The 23,316-nt window shown below is 45.6% G+C and carries 18 protein-coding genes; 4 read left to right on the top strand and 14 right to left on the bottom strand.

Annotated elements, in window-relative coordinates:
* Window positions 1-139 precede the first annotated feature (139 nt).
* The 4 genes from J2X75_RS01665 to J2X75_RS01650 all read right to left on the bottom strand — a co-directional run bounded on the left by J2X75_RS01665 (window position 140) and on the right by J2X75_RS01650 (window position 7,516).
* On the bottom strand, window positions 140-2,962 hold the full coding sequence (locus J2X75_RS01665) for an endo-1,4-beta-xylanase (protein ID WP_310333932.1): 2,823 nt from the start codon (window positions 2,960-2,962) through the stop codon (window positions 140-142).
* 273 nt (window positions 2,963-3,235) lie between these two features.
* Window positions 3,236-4,240: a LacI family DNA-binding transcriptional regulator gene (locus J2X75_RS01660; RefSeq protein WP_307538205.1), complete on the bottom strand. Its 1,005-nt coding sequence runs from the start codon at window positions 4,238-4,240 to the stop codon at window positions 3,236-3,238.
* 129 nt (window positions 4,241-4,369) lie between these two features.
* Window positions 4,370-5,377, bottom strand: a complete 1,008-nt coding sequence (locus tag J2X75_RS01655) for a globin-coupled sensor protein (protein ID WP_307538207.1) — start codon at window positions 5,375-5,377, stop codon at window positions 4,370-4,372.
* A gap of 243 nt (window positions 5,378-5,620) precedes the next feature.
* Window positions 5,621-7,516, bottom strand: coding sequence for a PrkA family serine protein kinase (locus J2X75_RS01650; RefSeq protein WP_036610009.1), 1,896 nt, complete (start codon window positions 7,514-7,516; stop codon window positions 5,621-5,623).
* 360 nt (window positions 7,517-7,876) lie between these two features.
* Here J2X75_RS01650 and J2X75_RS01645 point away from each other — a divergent pair, with 360 nt between their 5' ends.
* Complete coding sequence (locus J2X75_RS01645; RefSeq protein WP_310333928.1) at window positions 7,877-8,722, top strand: DUF2161 domain-containing phosphodiesterase; 846 nt, start codon at window positions 7,877-7,879, stop codon at window positions 8,720-8,722.
* Between the two features lie 111 nt (window positions 8,723-8,833).
* On the opposite strand, the gene J2X75_RS01640 is transcribed toward J2X75_RS01645, so the two are convergent.
* The 3 genes from J2X75_RS01640 to J2X75_RS01630 form a co-directional block, all read right to left on the bottom strand.
* Window positions 8,834-9,460, bottom strand: coding sequence for an FMN-dependent NADH-azoreductase (locus J2X75_RS01640; protein ID WP_310333927.1), 627 nt, complete (start codon window positions 9,458-9,460; stop codon window positions 8,834-8,836).
* 191 nt (window positions 9,461-9,651) lie between these two features.
* On the bottom strand, window positions 9,652-10,875 hold the full coding sequence (locus J2X75_RS01635) for an aminotransferase-like domain-containing protein (protein ID WP_310333925.1): 1,224 nt from the start codon (window positions 10,873-10,875) through the stop codon (window positions 9,652-9,654).
* A gap of 135 nt (window positions 10,876-11,010) precedes the next feature.
* The gene (locus tag J2X75_RS01630) at window positions 11,011-11,667 is read right to left on the bottom strand and encodes a response regulator transcription factor (protein ID WP_017689577.1); all 657 of its coding nucleotides are present in this window, start codon (window positions 11,665-11,667) and stop codon (window positions 11,011-11,013) included.
* A gap of 439 nt (window positions 11,668-12,106) precedes the next feature.
* Between J2X75_RS01630 and J2X75_RS01625 the strand changes: the two genes are divergently transcribed.
* Both J2X75_RS01625 and J2X75_RS01620 read left to right on the top strand, forming a co-directional pair.
* On the top strand, window positions 12,107-12,517 hold the full coding sequence (locus J2X75_RS01625) for a uroporphyrinogen-III C-methyltransferase (protein ID WP_017689578.1): 411 nt from the start codon (window positions 12,107-12,109) through the stop codon (window positions 12,515-12,517).
* Window positions 12,514-13,578, top strand: a complete 1,065-nt coding sequence (locus J2X75_RS01620; RefSeq protein WP_124113727.1) for a phosphodiester glycosidase family protein — start codon at window positions 12,514-12,516, stop codon at window positions 13,576-13,578. The genes J2X75_RS01625 and J2X75_RS01620 overlap by 4 nt, the downstream gene beginning before the upstream one ends.
* A 298-nt stretch (window positions 13,579-13,876) precedes the next feature.
* Here the strand turns inward: J2X75_RS01620 and J2X75_RS01615 are convergent, their stop codons facing one another.
* The 6 genes from J2X75_RS01615 to J2X75_RS01590 form a co-directional block, all read right to left on the bottom strand.
* Window positions 13,877-14,893 carry a LacI family DNA-binding transcriptional regulator gene (locus J2X75_RS01615; RefSeq protein ID WP_310333922.1) on the bottom strand — a complete coding sequence of 339 codons (1,017 nt, stop codon included), beginning with the start codon at window positions 14,891-14,893 and terminating at the stop codon, window positions 13,877-13,879.
* A gap of 77 nt (window positions 14,894-14,970) precedes the next feature.
* On the bottom strand, window positions 14,971-17,136 hold the full coding sequence (gene bglX, locus J2X75_RS01610; protein ID WP_310333920.1) for a beta-glucosidase BglX: 2,166 nt from the start codon (window positions 17,134-17,136) through the stop codon (window positions 14,971-14,973).
* A 98-nt stretch (window positions 17,137-17,234) separates the two neighbouring features.
* Window positions 17,235-18,830, bottom strand: coding sequence for a type 2 periplasmic-binding domain-containing protein (locus J2X75_RS01605; RefSeq protein ID WP_124113724.1), 1,596 nt, complete (start codon window positions 18,828-18,830; stop codon window positions 17,235-17,237).
* A gap of 53 nt (window positions 18,831-18,883) precedes the next feature.
* A complete protein-coding gene (locus J2X75_RS01600; RefSeq protein WP_124113723.1) occupies window positions 18,884-19,786 on the bottom strand; it encodes a carbohydrate ABC transporter permease in 903 nt (300 codons plus the stop codon).
* A gap of 18 nt (window positions 19,787-19,804) precedes the next feature.
* A complete protein-coding gene (locus J2X75_RS01595) occupies window positions 19,805-20,764 on the bottom strand; it encodes an ABC transporter permease (protein ID WP_017689585.1) in 960 nt (319 codons plus the stop codon).
* 11 nt (window positions 20,765-20,775) lie between these two features.
* Window positions 20,776-21,540 carry an alpha/beta hydrolase gene (locus J2X75_RS01590; RefSeq protein WP_307538225.1) on the bottom strand — a complete coding sequence of 255 codons (765 nt, stop codon included), beginning with the start codon at window positions 21,538-21,540 and terminating at the stop codon, window positions 20,776-20,778.
* A 472-nt stretch (window positions 21,541-22,012) separates the two neighbouring features.
* Between J2X75_RS01590 and J2X75_RS01585 the strand changes: the two genes are divergently transcribed.
* Entirely contained in the window at window positions 22,013-22,930 is a 918-nt protein-coding gene (locus tag J2X75_RS01585; RefSeq protein ID WP_310333915.1) for a serine hydrolase domain-containing protein, read from the top strand.
* A 102-nt stretch (window positions 22,931-23,032) separates the two neighbouring features.
* Here the strand turns inward: J2X75_RS01585 and J2X75_RS01580 are convergent, their stop codons facing one another.
* Window positions 23,033-23,287 carry an AbrB/MazE/SpoVT family DNA-binding domain-containing protein gene (locus tag J2X75_RS01580; protein WP_036610032.1) on the bottom strand — a complete coding sequence of 85 codons (255 nt, stop codon included), beginning with the start codon at window positions 23,285-23,287 and terminating at the stop codon, window positions 23,033-23,035.
* Between the last annotated feature and the right edge of the window lie 29 nt (window positions 23,288-23,316).

The raw sequence follows: 23,316 nt of genomic DNA, 5'->3' as shown, positions 1-23,316 counted from the left end.
GAAGCCGTTGTCATACATTGGACCCGTTTATTTGAATGTATATAGTCTAAACGTCCCAGCCTTTAAAATCAACACTTATTTCCAGATATACAATGTTGAATAGCTAACATTCTCATATTCTAATTCACAACTAAATATTCTATTTACGAGTCAGTAACAGACTGCCAAAACCGGAAGTATCTTGATAAGAATTACCTGATGAATCACTCCAGATGGACACACTGCTTCGCTTGCCATCTCCCGCGCCATCATCATTAACTTGAAGATCAAACCCAATCCATCTTTGCCCTTCAGCACGAACACTATCTAGTGGAATTGCCACTTCAACTGTATACCCTCCGCTTGTTAATCGGGTAGCTGATTTGAAACTTTCTTTCCGTGCATTTCCACCAAAAGAAGTCTCATTATCAAAATTGACCCGGTACTGGGCGTCATCCTCCTGATAGAATGTTGTCTGATCTTTGCTCGGGTCGATAAAAATCTCGATCGAATCCTGCTCATGTGCATTAGAACTTAATTTGCTTCGCAAAGGATCCTTCACATCTGCCAATACGTACAGGTATTTCTCATCCCATAACAGTTGCGCAGTCGCCGTTGCACCTGAGTTTCCGACCACCCAGACATCCGTCTTAACAGATGCAGCCTTTTTCCAGACGTTATCCTTTTTTGCATCAATGACAGGTTTGCCATAAGTGACCTTGGTTTGTTTCAAGACAGAACCGAGCTTCAGTTTGCCCCGGTTGGCTGGTTTGTCGGGCTGTTGATTGGAAATATCATTCCAAACGATGGTCGCTGTCTTTCCAGCAGCATATTCATCCGTAATCCGAAAATCCAGAGACAAGACCTGGCCTTCTGTAAGTAAAACAGCTGACATAGGAAGTGATGCGTATACAACATAACCGGTTTTTGTCTCCTGTACGTTGTAAGTATTTTTATCTTTGCCTTTACCGCCATCCCGTTTAAATGTATATTGACCATTTGCAGACGGCGGATTTTTCTTCTTGGCAGACAGATCAGCTTCAGAAGTTGCAGCGCCTGTCCCCTTGACTTCTTCCGCGAGGAAAACCTGCACCTGATCCCCTTTGCGACGTGTGGTATCCTTCACTTCCACTCGTAAATTCAACTTTTTGTCATCCCACATCATACGAGCCTCACCCGTAACCGCAGATGTACCATCTGCCAGGTGATTAATTTCGAGTCCTTTCACAGCACCCCAAAGAATATCTTCCTGTCCTTTGTGATTCGGGAAAGAAGGGCTGGCCTTCAATGCTGTCCATTCATTACGATAGATCGGAAGGGTGGTAGCATCCACCAGTGCCCAATAGGCCGGTTTCGCTTTTAATTTACGATCAAATAACAATGGTGCATCTTTGCGTCCTTTGACTGGATGGTTGTCAAGCCATGTACCATCATCCGCAAGTCCCCATACGGTAACACTGTCCATTACGCCGCGTTTTCCCAACTCGTCAAACAGGTCGAACAGTTCACGATAACGGTAAGCTTGTTGCAACATTAATTCATCTGTGACAGGCATCTCCAGTTCGGAATTACTTGAATAGATCGAAACGTCCAGCTCTGTAACCTGTACATTCACACCAAGAGCAATCACTTTCTCAAAAGCCTCACGAATGAGCTTTACATCCGGTCCGTACATCGACACATGCATCTGGAATCCAACCGCATCAATCGGTGTTCCTTTGGCAAGCAGCTTCTCTACAAGCTTCACCATATCATTCACCTTGTTTCCATTGCCCTCCATTCCATAGTCATTAATCACCAGTACAGCATCGGGGTCAGCCTCACGTGCATAACGGAAAGCCAGCTCAATGTAATCACTGTCATCTCCGTCGCCATCTACATCCCCAATAATATCTCTCCACTTGGAATTACTGGCTTCATTCCGCAAGCCGCCTCCGTCTGAGATGACTTCATTGACGACATCCCAAGTATGAACCTTTCCTTTGTACCGGGTCACGATGGTTTGAATATGGGTTTTCATCCGTGCAAGCAACTGTTCCCGCGTGGCAGGTTTCGATGCATCGTTTGGATCTGTAAAGAACCACTCTGGCACCTGACTATGCCATAACAGCGTATGACCTCTGATTTCCATGTCATTTGCTTCGGCAAACTTCACCAGTCGATCTGTCTCTGACCAGACAAACTGTCCTTCCTGAGGTTGCATCGCATCCATTTTCATAAAGTTTCCAGCTGTAATACTATTAAAATGTTTCGTCAACAGCTGGGAATGCGGATCTTCCGCATCCAGTGCAGACTGGTCAATTGCCGCTCCCATTGCATAGTGTTGTCCCACAACATCCACTAGATTCGGAATGTTCGGCTCTATCTCAATTTTTTCGGCTTCCGTGATCAGTACATCATCCACGTAAAAAGTAATCGTATCCGCCGGCGTCACTTCCGCTGACGTCTTCCAAGGTGTCTCTGCATACATGCGGAATCCGGTGATGCCGCTATTTTCTCCAGGAATCACCACATCTGCCTCGATTTTTTTCCACTGTCCCTTGTTCAGAGTTGCAGAGGCAAACGTAGCATATTCTCGACTTGAAGCGTCGTTATTGTACTCTTTCTCCAGTGAACCGTTAATGACCTGACTGTCCGGTCCTTCATCATACATGGCCCAAAACGAAATATGAACCGTGCTGCCCTTCTGTACATGGTCTATTACTTCAATTAAGGGTCCATGGAACGTTTCGGTACGGGAAGAAGTTCTCAGGCTGCGTGCACTGTCGTGACCTACTTGCGTTACGATATCAAGCTTTTCACTCGCACGTGGACGCCATTGTCCCAACACACCATCTTCAAAATTAGCCTCGAACAGTACTCCATCATCGACAGTCTTAACGTCCGCAGCCGCAGCACGTGTCCCTCCTGTTCCCACACTTGGGAACAAACTGAAGATCAATACAGCCGACAAGCACAAGCTCCACCATTTTCTCAAATGCATCCGATCTCCTCCTTGGTTCGTTGTTTGTGAAGAATAACCTTTGCTCTGCCATGTGCCAGCCTTTTACAAGATCGTTATACAGGATGGATAGATGCTAATGGACAGAAAATTGTAAGCACTTTCATTATACGATTGCCAGTAAACTTTGTTTACCCGTTAAACTATAGGACTTGCACCACTCCATAAACCATATGTTTCCAAATGAGATATAGAACGACAAAAAGCACAGCTTATTAGCTGTGCTTCGTGTAAACATCTTTACTATTTACGTTTTTAGGCTTTTAAGGGTGCTGTCGTCTGACGGACGACCAGATTGGAAGGTTCTGTCACCACAGGAGGAGAATAAGATGGATTCTCGATCATGGCAATCAGATATTCGATGGACTTAATGCCGATGGAATAGATATTCTGATTCACCGTGGTCAACCCCGGTTTGAATACCTCAGCATAATACGTGTTATCGAACCCGACAACCGAGATATCTTCTGGTACACTCAGTCCATGCTTTTCAATTTCATGAATCGCACCAAAGGCAGACATGTCTGAAGCACAGACAATTCCCGTTGGTTGGTCCTGAAGTGCCAGCAATCTCCGGGCAGCCTTGCTTCCCCCGTCGAATGAGTAATCGCAGACTTCCAGATATACCGTAGAATATGGGATGCCGCATTCTCGCAGCCCTTCCCGATATCCTTCCAATCGCAGATTGGCTACGGCAGGTCCAAGTGTCCCTGAGATATAGGCAATCTTGCGATGTCCTAGCTCATACAGATGTTTGACACTCATTGAGATCCCGTTCGCGTTATCCGTAGTAATGTAACCGGCACGTTTGCCCAACATGTCCGTATCAACAAACATCGTTGGAATCTCTGCATCCACCAGTTCCTGAATACTCGCGTTTTCTCTGCCTTCCCCGAATACCACAACGCCATCCACATTACGACTACGGCAATGTTTGATGAACGAGTACGCCGGATCATCGAATCGAGTGGACAACCGGACCAGATCATATCCACTGTTCTCCAGCGCTGTCTTGATCCCTTCCAGCAACTCCGACACAAAAGGGTTCGTAAACGGAACCGTTAACAGTACTCCCACCGTCCATGAACGGCGTTTGACAAGTCCACGTGCGACCACATTGGGTTGATATTTCAATAATTCGATGGCTATATTGACTTTTTTGCGTGTTTTTTCACTTACATCAGGATAATCGTTTATCACTTTGGAAACGGTTGCAACAGATACTCCCGCTTCCTTGGCTACATCATGGATAGAAGCCATCTGATCACCTCAACCTCTTTCGAATCCCCTGTCTCCGGCTGCATTTTCTATAACATCGGCAGGTTTGTCTACCCATTATAGCTTAAAACAGCCTGAAACGGTATGGAAGGTTCCTAATGCTTTTAAGCTCTATTCCTGCTGTTCCAGATTCTTCAAATCCAGAGACAGTTTCTCCATTGTTGTTGCAAATACAGCGAGTTCAGCCGAGCGTGAAGCTTGGCTACGTGCTCCGCGAGACGTATGATCCGACTCCTGCTGCACACTGCTCAGTTTCTTCATGATCTGCTCCAGATTAGACTGAATTTTACCCTGGGCATCCCGGGAACTGGCTGCAAGCTTGCGCACCTCACTGGCAACTACCTCGAAGCCACGTCCAAACTCTCCTGCATGAGCAGCTTCAATCGCTGCATTCAGACCGACAAGATGACTCTGATCCGATATCTCGCGAATGAGTTCACCCATTTTTCCGATCTGCTGGATCTCCCCTGTTAATTCCGTGAGCAGAACCTGAGCCTGATCCTGAGAAGCCGCTGTTTCTTTGGCTACATTCGATATAGCCATTGCACTTTCATTTAATTCACTAATCATGCCTGTAAGCTCTTGAGTAATCTGCGTAATCGCCTGCAATGTATGTTGTTGGTCATCGGCAAGCTGATGTAACTTTTCTTTTTCTTTCTTCTCATATGCCTCAAGGACAAGCTGTGAATCCAGATTGAACATTTTGCTGAGCGCCTGAATGACAAGATGCCAGGAATCAGGGATAACCTGTTGGAATATGCTCGTTGCAATATCAAGGTATACCATATAGGTACCAAGATAATAATCTTCCGACAGGCCAATACGGGAATGCACAAGCCCAATCGCAATCCGTTGCTCAATATATGCGTCGTCCACGATTCCATCTGTCATCGATAACCAGTACATCTTCTGTGTTTCTTTTAGACGATCAATGGTAGAGAATCGAGCGATCAGATCTACCAATTCAGGATAATTCCCCACATGATTGTAGAAATGATCTACCACTTCATTAACGACTTTTTTAAAAACAGGCCGATGATCGGCAAGCAGTTTTAGATCCCCTGCGGTTAATCCCATGTAATCAAGTTGCTTCTGTCTTGTTGCGGAAATACTGCTCATATCTGGTTCAGTCAGCTCCTTAATAAACACTAAATTACTTTAAATTGTAAATATATGTATTGATTATAGACTAAAATACCTAAATATACATATACCATTAGAACTAATTCTCTTTAAAATTAACCTTATTTGTCAGCTTTTTAGATTAATATGACCTTCATGTAATCAAAAAGGCCCTGACCCTGCTGTGAAGGAGCCTCACAACAGGCATCAGGAGCCTGATCCGGAATGGTTTGTTGCCGATTAGCGATTAAGCAAACTGCCTACATAACGTAACAGTTCATTGGCACTGGCTGCGGTGTATCCATGTTCCTCAATTAAGCGTTTAATGACTTCATTCATACGTTTCAATTGTGTTGCATCCGGTGTTTTGGTTGAGGTTGTGATCTTGACGATATCTTTCAGATCGGTAAACAACTTCTTCTCAATCGCTTCACGCAAACGGTCATGGCTGCTGTATTCGAACTTGCGCTCCTTGCGGGAGTATGCCGAGATTCGGATCAGAATCTCTTCTCTGAACGCTTTCTTTGCATTCTCGGAGATCCCGATCTGTTCCTCAATGGATCGCATTAGACGCTCATCCGGGTCCATTTCTTCATCCGTGAGCGGGTCACGAATCTTGGACCAGTTGCAGAATGCTTCAATGTTATCGAGGTAATTCTCGAATAACGTTCTTGCGGATTCCTCGAATGAGTACACAAATGCTTTCTGCACTTCCTTCTTGGCCAGTTCATCATACTCCTTGCGTGCAAGAGCAATGAAGTTCAGATAACGCTCCCGCTCTTCCTTTGTAATCGAAGCATGTTGGTCCAGACCATCCTTGATCGCCCGCAGAATGTCCAGCGCGTTAATGCACTGAAGATTTTGCTTGATCAAAGCACTGGAAATCCGGTTAATGACATACCGTGGATCAATGCCGGACATCCCTTCATCCAAATACTCATTTTGCATCTCGCGAAGATCGGCTTCTTTGTATCCTTCCACTTCTTCACCATCATACATGCGCATCTTTTTAACGAGATCCATGCCTTGTTTCTTCGTTTCCTTCAAGCGGGTAAGTATGGAAAAAATGGCTGCAGTCCGCAGTGCATGCGGTGCAATATGAACATGCTTCATGTCACTTTGCTGAATGAGCTTGGCATAGATTTTCTCTTCCTCGGACACTTTCAGATTGTACGGAATCGGCATGACAATCATCCGGGATTGCAGTGCCTCATTTTTCTTGTTGGAGATAAATGACTTATACTCTGATTCATTCGTATGCGCCACAATCATCTCATCCGCACTGATTAAGGCGAAGCGTCCTGCTTTGAAATTCCCTTCCTGCGTGAGCGACAGGAGATTCCACAGGAATTTCTCATCACATTTCAACATCTCCTGGAACTCCATTAACCCACGGTTTGCCTTGTTCAACTCCCCATCAAAACGATAGGCACGTGGATCGGATTCGGAACCAAACTCCGTAATGGTGGAGAAGTCGATACTCCCCGTCAGATCGGCAATATCCTGTGATTTCGGATCGGATGGACTGAACGTTCCTATTCCCACGCGATTATCTTCGGAAACAATGACTCGTTCCACCGGCACCTTGCTGATATCACCACCATATTCGGTACGGAGTCTCATCTGGCAGGATGGGCAAAGGTTACCCTCAATACGGACTCCAATTTCCTTTTCCACTTCAGGACGGAGCTCCAGTGGAATCAGATGCAGCGGTTCCTCATGCATCGGGCATCCATCAATGGCGTATATGGCACCTTTCTCTGTCCGCGAGAACTGCTCAAGCCCCCGCTTCAGCAGCGTCACCAGCGTCGATTTCCCTCCACTTACGGGACCCATCAGGAGCAAGATCCGTTTACGTACATCCAGACGACGTGCTGCCGAGTGGAAGTATTCTTCAACCAGCTTTTCAATCGAACGATCCAGTCCAAAGATCTCCTGTTCAAAAAACTTGTACCGCTTATGCCCACCTACTTCTTCCACGCCAAACGATTCAATCATCTCATACACTCTGGCGTGAGCCGTCATTGCCGGAGTCGGGTCCTCTCTCAGCAGTGCAATATAATCTTCAAATGTTCCGTTCCATGTCAAACGGTCACTCTCTGCCCGATGTTCCGCAACGCGTTCAAAAATATTCATGCTTGGTACCTCCCATGGCTCCTTTAGTGTGATTGTCAACCATTCCGAATGGTATGAAGAAATCAATAGAATTGCGGCTCCTGCTTGAATACCAATCTTGCGGTCCTGTGTAGTCCCGCCACCCTCTGTCCAAACGTCTTGTTTTGTTGTGAAAAGTGTATTACATACCTATGCGGCAATTCGGATAAGTTGACCTCTTTTTTTCAATCAACCGTTTCGAATTTTGGCTTTTCCCTGTTCTATCAGACATCTTGTGCCTTCAGAAAAAAAAGAACGAATATGATATAATGAGGGTTCTAAATTCAGGATAACGGACAACACATGGTCAGAGACAGGCACTTCTGGAAAGGAGCACGGACGATGGCAGTGAAATACGAAACCGAATTATATTCGCCTGTGAAGGCTTTCTTCGAGCAGCGTGGCTTCGACGTCAAAGCGGAAGTCAGACATTGTGACCTCGTAGGGGTCAGATCGGACCAGGACGAACCACTCATTGTGGAGATGAAAAAAACATTTAACCTCTCCCTGTTGTTACAGGGTATGCAGCGCTTAAAGCTTAGCCCGTTCGTGTATCTGGCCGTCGAGCGTAATCGCAGTAAACGCGGAGCCGTGAACCAGCGCTGGAGCGAACTGGCTGCACTATGCAGACAGCTTGGTCTGGGGCTGCTGACTGTCACATTTTACAAAACCAAAGCCCCCCTGATTGATGTACTGTGCGAACCGTCAGCACGGCCCCCCCTCACTGGCCACAATCAACTTGCCCGCAAAAACGGTGTTCGACGGAAACGTTTGCTTAAGGAATTCGACGAACGCAGCGGAGACTACAATACGGGAGGCAGCACACGCAGACAGCTGGTCACGGCATATCGAGAGAAGGCCTTACGGGTCGCATCCGCTCTGCGAACGAACGGAGAAGCCTCTCCCGCCATCCTCGCCAGACAGACCGGTGTCGGTTCTGCCGCAGCAATTCTGCAAAAAAATTATTATGGCTGGTTTGAACGCCTCTCCCGTGGAAAGTATATTCTGACAATTAAGGGAGTACAGGCGTTAACCGAGCATGCACACATGCTTGAGGATAATGATATGATTGAACGAACCATTAATGAACTCGATGTAACGTATTCTGTATCTGGTGAAAATAAGGACGACCTTGCGCACATCGCTGAAACAGCGGAGCAGTACTTGAAAAATACAGGCCATATCTGATACGGAATCGCTTGGAGTAACGGATGCGAAAAAATGAGCATGCAAAAAAACACCCGTAATCTCCACTGGAGACTACAGGTGTTTTAATGTGTTATATATAAATGATTGCGATTAGAAGTTTACTGCTACTTCGGAAGCCAATTTCAGACCTGCAGTAACGATTTCTTCAGCACGATCTGCAGCAGCGTTGTGTCCTTCAACGATAACCAGCTCAGGGTTTTGAATACCCCAGAAAGCCAATACATTAGTTACATATTTAACGGACATTTCAGCAGATGCCATTGGCTCTACAGAATAAACGCCACCACGAGCATTCAGCAATGCCACTTTTTTGTCGCCTACGAGACCTACAGGGCCTTCAGCTGTGTATTTAAACATTTTACCAGCTTGGCTCAGGTAGGAAATGTAGTTCACCAATGGAGCCGGAACAGTGAAGTTCCAGAGCGGGAATGCAAATACCACTTTGTCTGCTGCCAAGAATTGATCTTGCAATTGTGCAGCCAGTGCTGCAGCTTTTTGCTCTTCGGCAGTTGCTTCAATGCCGTTTGCAGCTTTGTAGCCACCAGTAATTACAGTGTTGCCATAGTAAGGAATATCTGTATTGTAGAGATCCAACTCAGTAACTGTGTCACCTGGGTGGGACTCTTTGTATGCGCTCAAGAATGCATCGTACAATTTAACGCTGACTGCTTGATCAGCAGGACGGTCATTTGCTTTAACAAATAAAATATTAGACATGTTGAATTTTCCCCCGTTAGATAAGATATATGAGTGCTTTTTCTGAACCGGCCACCATTGCAGCTTATATAAAGAAACCAACAACTCATTAATTCATATTATATATAAAAATGTTAGTGGATGCAATAACGTAATCACTTTGGTCATGAACCAATTTTAATTTTTGCTACAAAATCTATTTTTGATCTGACTTAGCTACGAGCCGTAAATTCGGAAATGGCTTCACTGATCAGGTTCATGCCAAGCAGCAATTCATCCCGGCCCGGATGGCTAAAGTTCAATCGGATGTAACGTTGATCCTGTACACCTGTTGAGCATAGTGATCCAGGAAGAAAAGATACACCTTTGGGTAAAGCCGCCTTAAGCAGAGCGCCACTATCCAGTCCTTCCGGCAACTGTACCCACAGATACATTCCGCCCTCAGGGATGTTGTACTGACACCCTTTCCAGCCAGGTCTTTTCAACAGTTCAAGCATCAGTTTGAGTCTTGTCTTATACTCCCGATTCAACATGGATAAGTGATCACTCCAACGAAAAGGGGAATGGGCAAGCAATTGATACAACAGCCGCTGATTCATCGGACTGGACTGACCATCAGCAATTCGTTTAACCGAGGCCATTGCCTGAATCAGCGCAGGATGTCCAGCAGCCCATCCGGTTCGAAGAGCGGGCGCTACCGTTTTGCTGAACGAACCAATGTAGAGAACATGTCCACCCTGATCGGCAGTATCCAGTGCAAAAAGTGAAGGATACTGCCGATAGAATTCCGTTGGCTCAAGACCATCGAAATGGAGCTCTCCGTAAGAATCATCTTCCACAAGCAGTACACCATAGCGCGAACACAGCTCAAGGACAGCCTCCCGCCGCTCCATACTCCACAAAGCACCGGTCGGATTCGAAAAACTGGGTGCAGCAAAAAGCAGCTTCGGTCTAACCTGCTGCATGTGATGCTCCAAAAGGTCTGGCAGTATGCCGTCCCGATCACCCATTACGGGCACAATCTTGGCTCCTTGCATCTCCAATACCTCAAGACAGCCTGGAGATGTGGGATGTTCAACCAGTACAGAATCTCCTGGCTCAAGCAATAGACGCATCACCAGATCAATGGCCTGCTGGGTACCAGTGGTCAACAGAATCTGCTCGGGTACCGTTCGTATGCCTTTGCGTGCATTCCAGTCTTTGTTCAACCACTCTCTTAGGGGCGTGTAGCCTGCTGGCTCTCCATATTGCAATGCGGAGGGGCCTGAACTAAAGACAGACACGGCTGCTTCTTCCAACAATTTGAAAGGAAACAACTCCTCAGCAGGCAATTCTTCTGCCAGAGAAATGAAATAATCCCTGCCAGACATCTCACGTATATCCCTCAGTGGTGATGACAAAAGCCTGTTGGTACGGGAAGCAAAGAAATATTTCATCGATCCGTTCCCCTTTCGTCCCTATTCCGAAACTGTACTCGCAGTCCACAGCCCTACAACCTATTCCTGCTCGCCATCGAATATGACCGGATGCATACAGAACTGTTGTGACATGGGAAGAACAAACCTGTTTCGTCAGGATCCCGTCTTCACTTGTCTTGCATGCAAGGCATAACGTTCAATGGCCTGTGCTCTACTGCTTACTTCCAGCTTCACGTATATTTTACGCAGGTAATTATCAATGGAACGTCTGCTAACGTTGATCTCATTCGCTATTTTATCATAGGTTACACCCTGAACAATTCTTTCCATGATAAAAGTTTCGGTTTCTGTTAATTCAATGACACGCGCTTCTGTCGGAGACTCCACAGGTTGCGCCCACTCCGCACTGTTTAACCACGACAATGGAATGGACACATGGCCCTCACGTAACCCAGAGATCAGATGAATCAGCTGGCTAGGGGAAGCCTGTTTGGATAACATGCCGCTTGCACCAAGACTCATCAGATGACGAAACAGCTTCACATTGTCTTCATCCGTCAAAATGATGATGTGACTGTGAGCTGACAGATTCTTCATCTGGGCAATATATTGATCTGCCTGGCCCTCTGGAAGACGATAATCCATGAGAATCAGATCAGGCTGGTGAATATTCACCAGATCGAGCCCTTCTGTTCCGGTCGAAGTCATGCCACGTACCGTCAGATCTTGCTGCTCTTCCAAAATCAATTTTGTACCGAGCATGCTGGTGGGGTGGATATCTATGATGACCACCTGCCATACTTTTTTCATTGTTGTTCCCCCTGTTATGTATTGGACAAATAACTTCTAGCTTCTGTCATGATGATTTCATCGTCTATGCGACAATCCGAGTATAGAAGAAGCATAGGTCGGATTATGTCGAAAAACAGAAAAATACAGGAGGCAGCCGATAAAAAAGCTCTATTTTCACTGTATTTTGTTATAAAAACACCATGACGTCCATCTTCCCATCCCCGGAAAGGTCAAAATATAGTATAAATTTCCTGCATTTCTATCTAAAAAAGTCGAAAAACCTGCCCAAAGTTCCTACTTATTGCATCTATAAGAAATTGTATCCTAGGACTTCCTTCCGATGCAATCTCTTTTTACTCTATTAAGTAAAGAATTTCATTTTTGCGTAATCAATAGGGGCATGATAGAATGAGGACTGGAAATTTTTTTGTACCTATTAATGACCAGGAGTGATGATATGAAACCATCTGCCCCGTCCTCTGACATCCATCACACCCGGAGCGCCAAAGGCAAGGCTGGATCTTCAATCAAGCTGTTTCTGGTAATGTGGATTGTTCTCATTGCACTAGGAGTCGTTGGAACCTACTATTATAGTAACCATCTCCAGCAACAGATGATTAACCAGCTTCAAGCCCATAATCAGCAGCAGATTGCAGCGCTAAAAACCGACTACGAAAATCAGCTAACAACGATATCAAAGGAAGTAGAAGACCTGCAGGGACAGGTTCAATCCTTCAATGAATTGCTGACTTTCACCAAGGATAATGCAAGTGACAAAACGGATAACAGCAACAAACTGTATACCCAGCTGAGCGAAGTCAAAAAACAACTGGAGACACTCCAGAAAAAGATGGACCTGCTCAAATGATTACACCCGTCAAACAGGTTAATCGTTTTTTTATGCTTGCACTCGCTCCTTTTGTTGGATTGATATTATGCCTGCTGCTGCTTCGTCCTCCACTTGAACCCGGAGGTTTGATGCCTACCGAACTGTCAGAGGATACGATTACACCCCGGACCCAAGCAATTAGCCAAGAGCTTGCGGGGGCAAAAGATGCTGCTGTCCAGACTTCTTCTTCTATTAAAAGAACGACACAGCTCTATAATAAAACAACAAGTACGATGTCTACACTTGTGCAGAAGGCTTCCGCCCAAGCGGATCGTCCGGAAACGATCTACAACAAACGGATTTCATCCAAGCTTGGCGTTCCATTTGAACGGGTAAACAGTGACCGGCTAACGATTGAAATGTACAGAGTGAATCCTGGCAGCTATAAGGGCTATGCCATGAAGATCAAGCTAAAAGACCCTACGGCCATGCAGATGGCTCTAGACAGTGAACCTGGGCGTTCTGAGACGACCATGCAGGCTGTGAAGCGTAACGGCGCAATTGCCGGAATCAACGCAGGTGGATTTGCTGACAGTGGCGGCAAACGTTATCCACTTAGCACAACCGTCATGGACGGGAAATACGTGAACGGTTTCCAGGCCAGTTTCAAAGATCTGTTTTTTGTAGGACTTAACGATGCCGGCAAACTGGTTGGAGGCAAGTTCTTCGACAAAAACTCACTGGATCGCCTGCAACCACAATTTGGGGCTACGTTTGTACCCGTGCTGCTACAGAATGGACGCAAAACCGCAATTCCCGAAAAATGGAAAGTATCACCCAAACGAGCACCACGTACAGTCATTGGCAATTATAAGGATGATCAGTTATTGATTATTGTAGTTGACGGATATAATGAGGGCGGAAGTTCCGGTGCTACCCTTGAAGAGTTGCAAGGGCGGTTGTACAAGCTTGGGGTGATCGACGCCTATAATCTGGATGGCGGTGGATCATCATCGCTTATTCTGAATAATCGGGTCGTGAATAACCCTTCAGATGGCAGCCTCAGACCGGTGCCCACACACTTTTTATTTTACAAATAATAGGGTGAAGCATTTCTTTTCTACCTATAATGGTTATAATAGAAGAAAATGAGCTTGTGCAGGAGGTGCGAAGGGTATGTCATTTTCACTGACATTCTGGATTATTGCAATCGTATTGACTCTCTTCATTACAGGCATTCTCACTTCATCCTACAACAATGACAAAACAAAAGGTTTGTAAGGGCCAAGCCTCTCTCCGGAGAGGCTTTTTCTATTGCTTCATCCTCGAAATAGCAAGAGACAAGGCTTAAAAGAATGATTCGATTCTTCTAAGCCTTGTCTCTTGCTGTACTCGGGTTCAATAGCTAACCGCCTGGTCATTCCGCATGGATATAACCGAATCAGACGAAATAGGCCCACTCACCGACCCACCCTCAACTAATGTTACATAAATTCGTTCATGATCGACGGGTTCTCCAGCAATAATTTTGATCAATTGTTCAGCAGCGAGCGATCCCCACTTGCGTTTGGAATAATCAATGCTTGCCAATCTCGGCTGGACATACTTGCTCAATTCAATATTGTCAAATCCGATGACATCAATCTCCTGACCAACGCCAAGCGCACTGTCTGCCAGACGATCACACAAGCCAATAGCCATCTCATCATTAAGGCAGAATACCGCTGCGGGTCCATCATACACCTGCACAATCTGATCTGCGGCTTGTTCTCCACCACTCTTCTCAAAATCTCCCGTGATCTCAATCCATTCCACATCAGCTTCACGTTCCGCAACCTGTCTCACAGCCTTTAACCGCTGCACAGAGTCAAATGAACCTTCCGGTCCTGTCACCACGTAGATTTTCTTATGTCCCTGTTCAATAAGATGTTCCATCGCAAGTGTTGCCCCGGCCTTATTATCCAGCAGAACCTGATTAATGTTGGGATGATCCATCTCACGGTCCAATACAACGATTTTGTGCCCACGATCGGCATACTGCATTAGTTCCTCACTTGCAAACGTATGATCCAGAATGATCGCACCATCAATCATCCTCTCTGGAAGCATGCGATGGGATTGTTTACCACTACATACGATCAGGTCATAGCCTTGAGCATTACATACGGCTTTCATGCCACTCAGCAAGTCTCCATACACATCTCCTCTAAAATCGGTCAAGAATACACCTAGAATTTTGGATTCCCTCTTCTTCAGTGTTCTTGCTGCGGCATTTGGAACATAGTTCAGCTCTTTGGCAATGGCCAAAATTTTGGAACTCGTCTCATCGGTCACTTTGTTGCTGCCATTCAGCGCATATGACACAGTAGAGATGGAAACTCCCGCCTGTTTGGCGATATCCTTGATACTGACCACATTCTTCGCTCCCCTGTTATGTTTATCAGGCCTTCCATAACAAAAGGCCTGACACATTACTCTTTACATTCACCGGATTAAACAAGTCTGAATGATTTCTTCTGAGTATCCCGACTGTTTGCACCCACAAGAATATGGAACTCGCCCCGATCACTGCGGTGACTTAAGTCGGAATGGTGATAACGAAGCTGTTCTTCATTTAACGTAAACGTGGCTGTACCACTCTCGCCTGGTGCCAGTGCAAGTTTCACATATCCTTTCAGCTCACGCATAGGACGAACGACTTCACCCGTTACATCACGAACGTACAACTGAACGGTTTCCACACCTGCGCGCTCACCCGTGTTCGTTACACGTACTTGAATGCTCAGGGACTCTTCGGCAGTCATCTCATTACTTGACACTTCAAGATCACCATAAGAGAACGAAGTGTATGAGAGACCATAACCGAACGGAAGCAAAGGTTCATTCGGGCTGTCAATGTATTTGGAGACATAACGTTCTTCCGTCTTCTCCGGGTTCAGTGGACGACCTGTATTGAAATGGTTGTAATAGACCGGAATCTGACCTACGGACTGCGGGAAGGACATCGTCAGACGTGCGGATGGATTCACTACACCTGTCAGAACATCTGCGATCGCTGCCCCGCCTTCACTACCTGGGAACCAGGCTTCAAGAACAGCATCCGATTCATCGATTACACCATGCAGATCCAATGGACGGCCGTTGAAAATAACGCTGGCAATAGGTTTTCCCGCTGCTTTGAGCTGTTTAACCAATTCCAATTGGGCTGCTGGCAGACGAATATCCGTGCGCGAGCCACCTTCCCCACTCATCTCGGAGTCTTCACCAAGAGCAAGGACAATCAGATCTGCTTTGCTTGCCACTTCCAGGGCTTCAGCAATCTGCTCAGCTGTAATCGTATGAACATTACTGCCTTGAGCAAATTGAACTTTCCCACCTGTCAGGCGTTCTTGCAGAGCTGTTCCCAACTTAACTGCATCTTCCTTAACTCCTTCACAGGACCACCAGCCCAGAATATCAGGACTCTGTGCAAAAGGACCAATGAGGGCTACATTAGCGTCAGGTTGAAGTGGAAGCACGCTGTCATCATTCTTCAACAGGACAGCCGATTTGGTTGCCAGTTCATACGATACCTGACGGTGCTCTTTGGAGAATACAATCTCACGTTCACGTTCCGGATCAGCTGCACGAAGTGGGTTATCGAACAATCCCAGCTTTTCTTTCAGTTGCAGAATTCGCAGAACGGCTTCATCAATGAGCTTCTCTTCCACTTCACCACTCTCAATCAGTTCAGGCAAATGATGCACATAACAAGGTGTCATCATCTCCATATCTACTCCTGCGCGAATGGCACGATATGCCGCTTCACGATCATCTTCCGCAGCACCATGCGCAATCATCTCGCGAATGGAAGCCCAATCCGAGATTAATACACCATCAAAGCCCCACTCGTCACGCAAAATGCCGCGCATTAACTTCTCATTGCCACTTGCCGGAATACCGTCAACCGTATTGAACGAAGTCATAACCATCTCCACGCCCGCATCCAATGCTGCTTTGTACGCTGGCAAATAATACTCACGCAGGTTACGCTCAGACATGTCCACCGTATTGTAATCCCGACCACCCTCAGCCGCTCCATATGCCGCAAAGTGTTTAACACAGGCTGCAAGACGATCTGGCTCATCCTTCAAGCTATCGCCCTGATATCCACGTACAAACGCAGCCGCAAACAAACTGTTCAGATAAGGATCTTCTCCTGTCGTTTCCATCACACGGCCCCAGCGCGGGTCACGAACCAGATCCACCATCGGTGCAAAGGTAACATGCAAACCGGATACAGCTGATTCACGTGCTGCAATTTCAGCACTTTTCTCCGCCAGTTCTGTGTCCCATGAACAACCGATCGCCAATGGAATCGGGAAAATGGTTTTGAATCCATGAACTACGTCAGCCATGAACAAAAGCGGAATGCCCAAACGGCTTTTTTTCATATAAGCTTGCTGTACATCAATGATTGCCTGCGCACCGGACAACCCCAAAATGGACCCACTGGCATCCACGGACTGCTCCGTAATTCCCATCTCTTCCATAGGCCCTGTGATCTGACCTTCAACATTTGTTCCTTCATAAAAGTTGGCAGTCAACTGAAGAAGCTGAGCTGTTTTTTCCTCCAACGTCATCTGTTTTACCAGTTCTAACAACTGCTCGTTATTCATCTGATCGTATCCTCCACTACAAGTTGTTGAAATAAAGAACCCGGCTGCGTTCGGGGAGAGACCGCGCACCGGGTTCAAAATTAATTCCTGAATGATTACTAGAATTTATCGTTTAGCTCATCCAGATAAGGTTGAACCAGGGACATTTTACTGTTTACCCATTCTTTCCAGTTTGCCTCCAGATCTCCGTTTTTGAGGATCAAGTTGGCATATTCATTCTGGTAGTCGAATGAAGCCTGACTCTTAGCTTTGGAATCGTACAGGTTGACATCCCAATCGTATGGTGCAAGCGATTTGCCTTCTGTACCGAGTTTTGCTTTTTCTTCGAACAATTTCACGGCTCTATCACGGTAATCTTTTTTGATTGCAGGGTTTACAACACTGAAGTCGTCACCAAGCAGATACAGACCTTCGAAACGTGCTGGATATTTATCTTCCAATACCGTTCCTTCCGGCAACAAGCTAACGAGTTCATTGTTTTCATCATATTTCCAATCTTTTCCTTCAAAGCCCATGTTGATGAGCAACTGTCCTTCTTTTGTTGCGGAGTAATCGATCAGATCCATGATCCGTTCGAATTTCTCGTCACTAATGTCCGGATTGAAGATCAATGCAGACCAGAAGTTGGCTTGCTCCATGTTACGGTATTTCCCGTCATCGCCTACTACAATTGCTGTGTGTACCAGTTCATCACTATCTACACCCAGATTTTTTTTCATATCGGAATCCAGACCTTGTCTGTACGAAGCCAGTCCGCCCAGACTTGTTACAGCAGCTGTACCTGTTACTTTGAAGTTGTTTTGACCTTCATTGTTTTTCCATGTGTAGAACTCAGGATTGAGCAGTCCATCTTTATAGGCTTTTTGCATCAATTTAAGTCCTGTCAGCGTTTCAGGATCTGCTGGTCCCCAGTGAAACTTACCATCTTCACCTTTGTAGAACGGAGAGTCAGTCATGGCATGCACACTGTTTGGCATAATCATGTTTGTCATGGCATCTGCCGCATTGTAGGACAGAGGTACAAGTTTGTTACCCACTTTGCCTGGATCTTTTTCTTTCACTAGCGCAGCATATTCATTCAATTCGGTTGTTGTATAAGCATCTTTCAGTTCAAAACCAACCGCTTCAGCCCAGTCTTTACGAAGCGCAATGACACCAATTTGGTTCGTCAGTGGGTCAGCTGGTTTGTTCTCGAAGTAGATTGGTCTAGGAAGGACATATGTTCCACCCGTCAATTCTTCCAACTTGTCTCCAAGACCCGTCAAATTGTAAGCTGCTGCCACGTTAGGCCAGCGTTCTTTCCAGTCATCCGGGAATTTGTAGAACAAACCTTGTTCAATGCTGTTAATGGCATCGCCATGTACGTAGTTCCATACTGCTACATCCGGCAAGTCGCCAGAGTTGATCCACAGACGAAGCTTCTCGCCCCATGAATCCCAATCAATATAGTTGTAGTCCCAAGTTACATTGAATTTGTCTGTCCAGAACTTGTGGAAGTCATTATCCAGGTTCCCGTTTTTGATTTCTGTCAGGTTAGCTACAGAGATGGTCAGATTGTCTTTGTAATTTCCCTCTGCATCTTTTTCGTTACCACCTGAAGCTCCTTGGCTGGAACAAGCGGTCACCATCAGCATAACTACACTAAGCGTGATGGCAAAGAGAGCTCTTACTGACAACTTTTTGTTCGTTTTCATGTTTTACCCCCATGTTTTTTAGTAGAATTTTATTGCAAAATCCTATACGTATATCAGGTCTTGATTGCCCCTGTTAATACCCCTTTGGCAAAGTGTTTTTGCAGCATTGGGAAGAAACACATAATTGGTACCATGGTGACAAATACGGCTGCCATCTTCATGCCCATTGAGAAGTTGCTTGCCTGGGCAGCATCCACACTGGATGCATTGGATGCATTCGTCGTAGATGTCACGATAATATTTCGGAGTACATTCTGGAGCGGTAACTGATCCGCTTTTCGAAGGAATATCATCGCATCATACCAACTGTTCCAGTAAGCCACACCGTAGAACAACGTGATTGTAGCCATAATTGGTGTAGCCAGCGGAAGAACAACGGAGAACAAAATTCTCCACTCGCCTGCTCCATCCAGTCTCGCCGATTCCATGAGTGATTCAGGCAAGGTGTAGAAGTAGTTCATCATCAGAATCATGTTAAAAGCACTGAAGCTTCCCGCCAGGATAACAGACCACAGCGTACCTGTAAGATGAAGAGATTTCATGATCAGATACAGCGGTACGATACCACCATTAAAGATCATGGTGAACAGTACTAGGAAAAAGAGAAATTTCTTAAACGGAAATTTGTTGCGACTAAGGCCATATGCCATGCTTGTTGTCAGGAACAAGCTGAGTGGCAAGCCGATGACTAGCAATATAATTGTATTTTTGTACCCCGACAGAATCGTTCCGTCAGCGAACAATGCCTTGTAGGAATCCAATGTCCATTGTTTAGGGAACATCAAAAATGGATTGTCAGCATATTCTTTTTGTGTTGCAAACGAGATCATGATGACATTCCAGAACGGAATCAGGATCATCAGGGCAAGCACGAGTAATACGGCAAAAATAATGTAATCGAGAAGTGTCATTTTTTCTGTACCAATTCTCGGTTTTTTGTTAGCTTTCTTGCTCATCTCATTTTTCCTCCTCTCTTATCGGAACAAACCGTCTCCGCCAAGCCACTTGGCAAATCTGTCAGCAAGAAGCAGCAAGGCCATATTCACCAGGGAACGGAACAAGCTGACCGCTGTCGAGAATGAGAAATCGGTTGATGACTGGAACGTAATCCGATAGATATATACATCGAGTACTTCCGATACATTTTTGGTAGCGGCATTTGCCAAGTTAAAGATCTGGTCAAACCCGGAAGACATCAATCCACCAACCGACAGAATAAACATGATTGTGATGGTTGGAAGGATGTTCGGTAAAGTAATTTTGAACATCTGTTGCATACGGGAAGCCCCGTCAATCTGTGCTGATTCATATTGATCCTGATCAATACCGGAAATGGCAGCCAGGAATATAATCGCGCCCCATCCACTTGATTTCCAAATATCAGTCAACAGCAACATTGGTACAAAGTTGGATTCAGACCCCAGGAAGTTAATCGTTGGCAATCCGAGTAATCCGAGCGCGCTGTTTACCAGTCCGTCATATGCCAGCACATTGATGACTACCCCGGATACGATGATCCAGGACAGGAAGTGCGGGAATGTAAGAACGGTTTGGAATAATTTTTTCCCTCTGCGCATCCGCAATTCATTCAGCAACAGCGCCAGAATGATCGGGAATGGGAACTGAATAATCAGTTTCAGAATATTGATGTACAGCGTACGCCATACTGCGTCGATAAAGGTTGGATCACGGAAAACATATTTGAAGTTCTCGAATCCGCTCCATGGACTTCCCCAGATGCCCAGGTTGGCCTTGTAATCTTTGAATGCCAGAGACAGGCCACCCATCGGCATGTAGGCAAACAGAATTAGCCAGACAAGCCCCGGAATAAGCAGGGTGTATGTCATTCGGTGCTTCCAGATTTCAGTCCAGAGCGAATTGCCCTTCACGTTTCCCTTCAGCTTTTTGCTAGGTCCTTCGGCTGCAGGTTTCACATTGCATCTCCTCACTCTACTATGGTCTTGTCGTTGTACAGAAAATCAAACATCGTTCTCAGGTGGTGCTCCCAAAATCTCCATTCATGAGCCCCCGGCGTCTCCACATACCGAAAATCAAAGGCAGTCCCCTGCATGTATTTCGCATAGTCGCGATTCATCTCTACGAAGGGGTCACTATCGCCACAACAACTGAGGATATCCGGTAAAGGAACACCCTTTTCCAGCAGCTTGGCCGACAGTGCGTAAATATCCTGATCGGCTTTCACCTGTAAACGTTCTCCAAAAACCGCTTTCATTTCCTTGATCATGGTCGCTGGCATATGGGGATCATGAAGTCGTGTCTGGATATCCGTTACGCCGGATAGAGACACTACTTTGCGATATCGCTCTGGATAAGTTAGTCCACATTTCAGTGCACCATATCCACCCATGGATAAACCGGCGACGTATGTTTTCTCCGGATCAGGATTCAGATTGAGCAGACGCTTGCATACTTCAGGTAACTCCTGAGTGATGTAGTGGAAGTAATTCAGGCCGTATTCCATATCGGTGTAATAGCTTCGATTCGCTTCCGGCATAATGATAGTACAGCCATATTGCGCTGCATACATCTCAATTGTGGTTAACCGCTGCCAGGTACTCGCATTATCGCCTGCCCCGTGCAACAGATATAGTGTACCGCCTGAAGTCTCTCCGGAGTCACTGGACACAACATGTATGCTGGTGTTCATGCATAAGGTTGGTGATCCGGTTTCGATCGTTATATGTGCCATAATGTAACCCCTCTCATCATCGCCTGCTGTCTTTACTCATTCGTTTCTCTGGCGTTGGATTGCAGGCTGTTGTAGATTCCCTTGTATTACGATGGGTTATCGAAACGTTTTTCTCGAATCGTTTCAAAACATAGCCAACGTTGATTCACATGGACTTCATTACAACACTTTTTATGTGGAAGCGATTTCTTCGAATCGTTTCGAATAAATCATAAGCCCGATGAGTAAATCCTGTCAATAACCTTTTTACAAATTTCGCGTTTTTTTCTCGAAAAAATGATTTTTCAAGTCTAAATTTGCGTCGAAAGACACTATTATTACGAAAAAATGAAAATTTAGTCAGTGCTATTACAACTTTAATTGACACCAAACCAGGTTTATACTAACATGGGTTCTGATTTTGCATTCGAATTACGGAAACGTTTCACCAACCGATTTTACTCAGGTTTCACCTGATATTAGGGAGGTTAATATGTCTGAGCAACTCAAAGGTTTCATTCATACAATTACTGAGCAGCAATTGAATGTTTTTTCCATTCGCATATTACAAAAAGGGCATTTGCTTGCCCAATGGGACCGGGATAAGGATCAGCGCAGGGTACAACATTCCATCAGTAAATCCTTCACGTGTATGGCCGTTGGTCTTGCGCTTGAAGAAGGTCTGTTACATCTGGATGCGACACTTGGTGATTATTTCTCTTATGATCATGTAAACGTTGCACAGCGCAATCTCCCATCGCCGCAGGAATTGAAACTGCGTGATCTTCTCCGAATGTCTTCGGGCCATGACTCTCCCCCTCTTTGGGCTGATGAACGAGCTTCATTGACCGAAAAGGACTGGGCGAAATATTACATGTCGCTGCCTCTGGACCAGGTACCTGGAGAACAATTTACATATAGCAGCGGGGATACATTTATGATCTCAGCCATGCTACAGGCTGCTACCGGCCAAACCGTGAAAGATTACCTGACTCCAAGGTTATTTGATCCACTTGGCATTCATGATGTAGAGTGGGAAACCTCTCCATTGGGGGTAACACTTGGCTGTGCAGGTCTTTGGATAAGTAATGAGGAATTGAGTCGATTTGGACAATTACTGCTGCAGGAGGGCCTTTGGGAAGGCACACAGCTTGTACCTGCGGATTGGATCAGACAGGCTACGTCCCAGCAGATCGAAACGACCGGAGACGGAGATTGGGGAAAAGGTTACGGGTATCAGTTCTGGATGTGTTCTCATGGCGCTTATCGCGCCGATGGAGCCTATGGTCAATTGTGTATCGTAATTCCCTCAAAGGAAGCTGTCATATGTATTAATAGTGAGGAAGAAAATATGCAGGGCATCCTGAATGCTGTCTGGAATGAGGTTTTACCCCTTTACACCCAGCGTTAGTCTACGTATTTTATCTTTTTTTCAAATTGCAATTATGCCATCCGATTGAGAATAAAACAAAAAAAAAACGCCACGGGGGTCATAAACCCATGGCGTTACTTCTTATCCGTGTTGTGGAAGCTGAGTCATTTCATCTAAACATTGTGCGCATATGTAACGCTCTTTGAACTCGTTGACTTCCTCGATGGATCCGCAGAAAATACATTTTGGACGATATCTCTCCAAGATAATATGGTCCCCTTGTACTAAGATTTCTACAGGATCTCCCTCATTCATTTGATACCTTTTACGCAAAGATTTAGGCAATACGATCCTACCTAATTGGTCAACTTTGCGAACTACTCCAGCTGGCTTCATAGCTACGGCACACCTCTCCTATCTTACTC

The organism is Paenibacillus sp. 2003, from assembly GCF_031455635.1.
In the GTDB taxonomy this organism is placed as follows: domain Bacteria; phylum Bacillota; class Bacilli; order Paenibacillales; family Paenibacillaceae; genus Paenibacillus; species Paenibacillus amylolyticus_B.
This window is presented reverse-complemented; position numbering and strand designations above follow the sequence as displayed.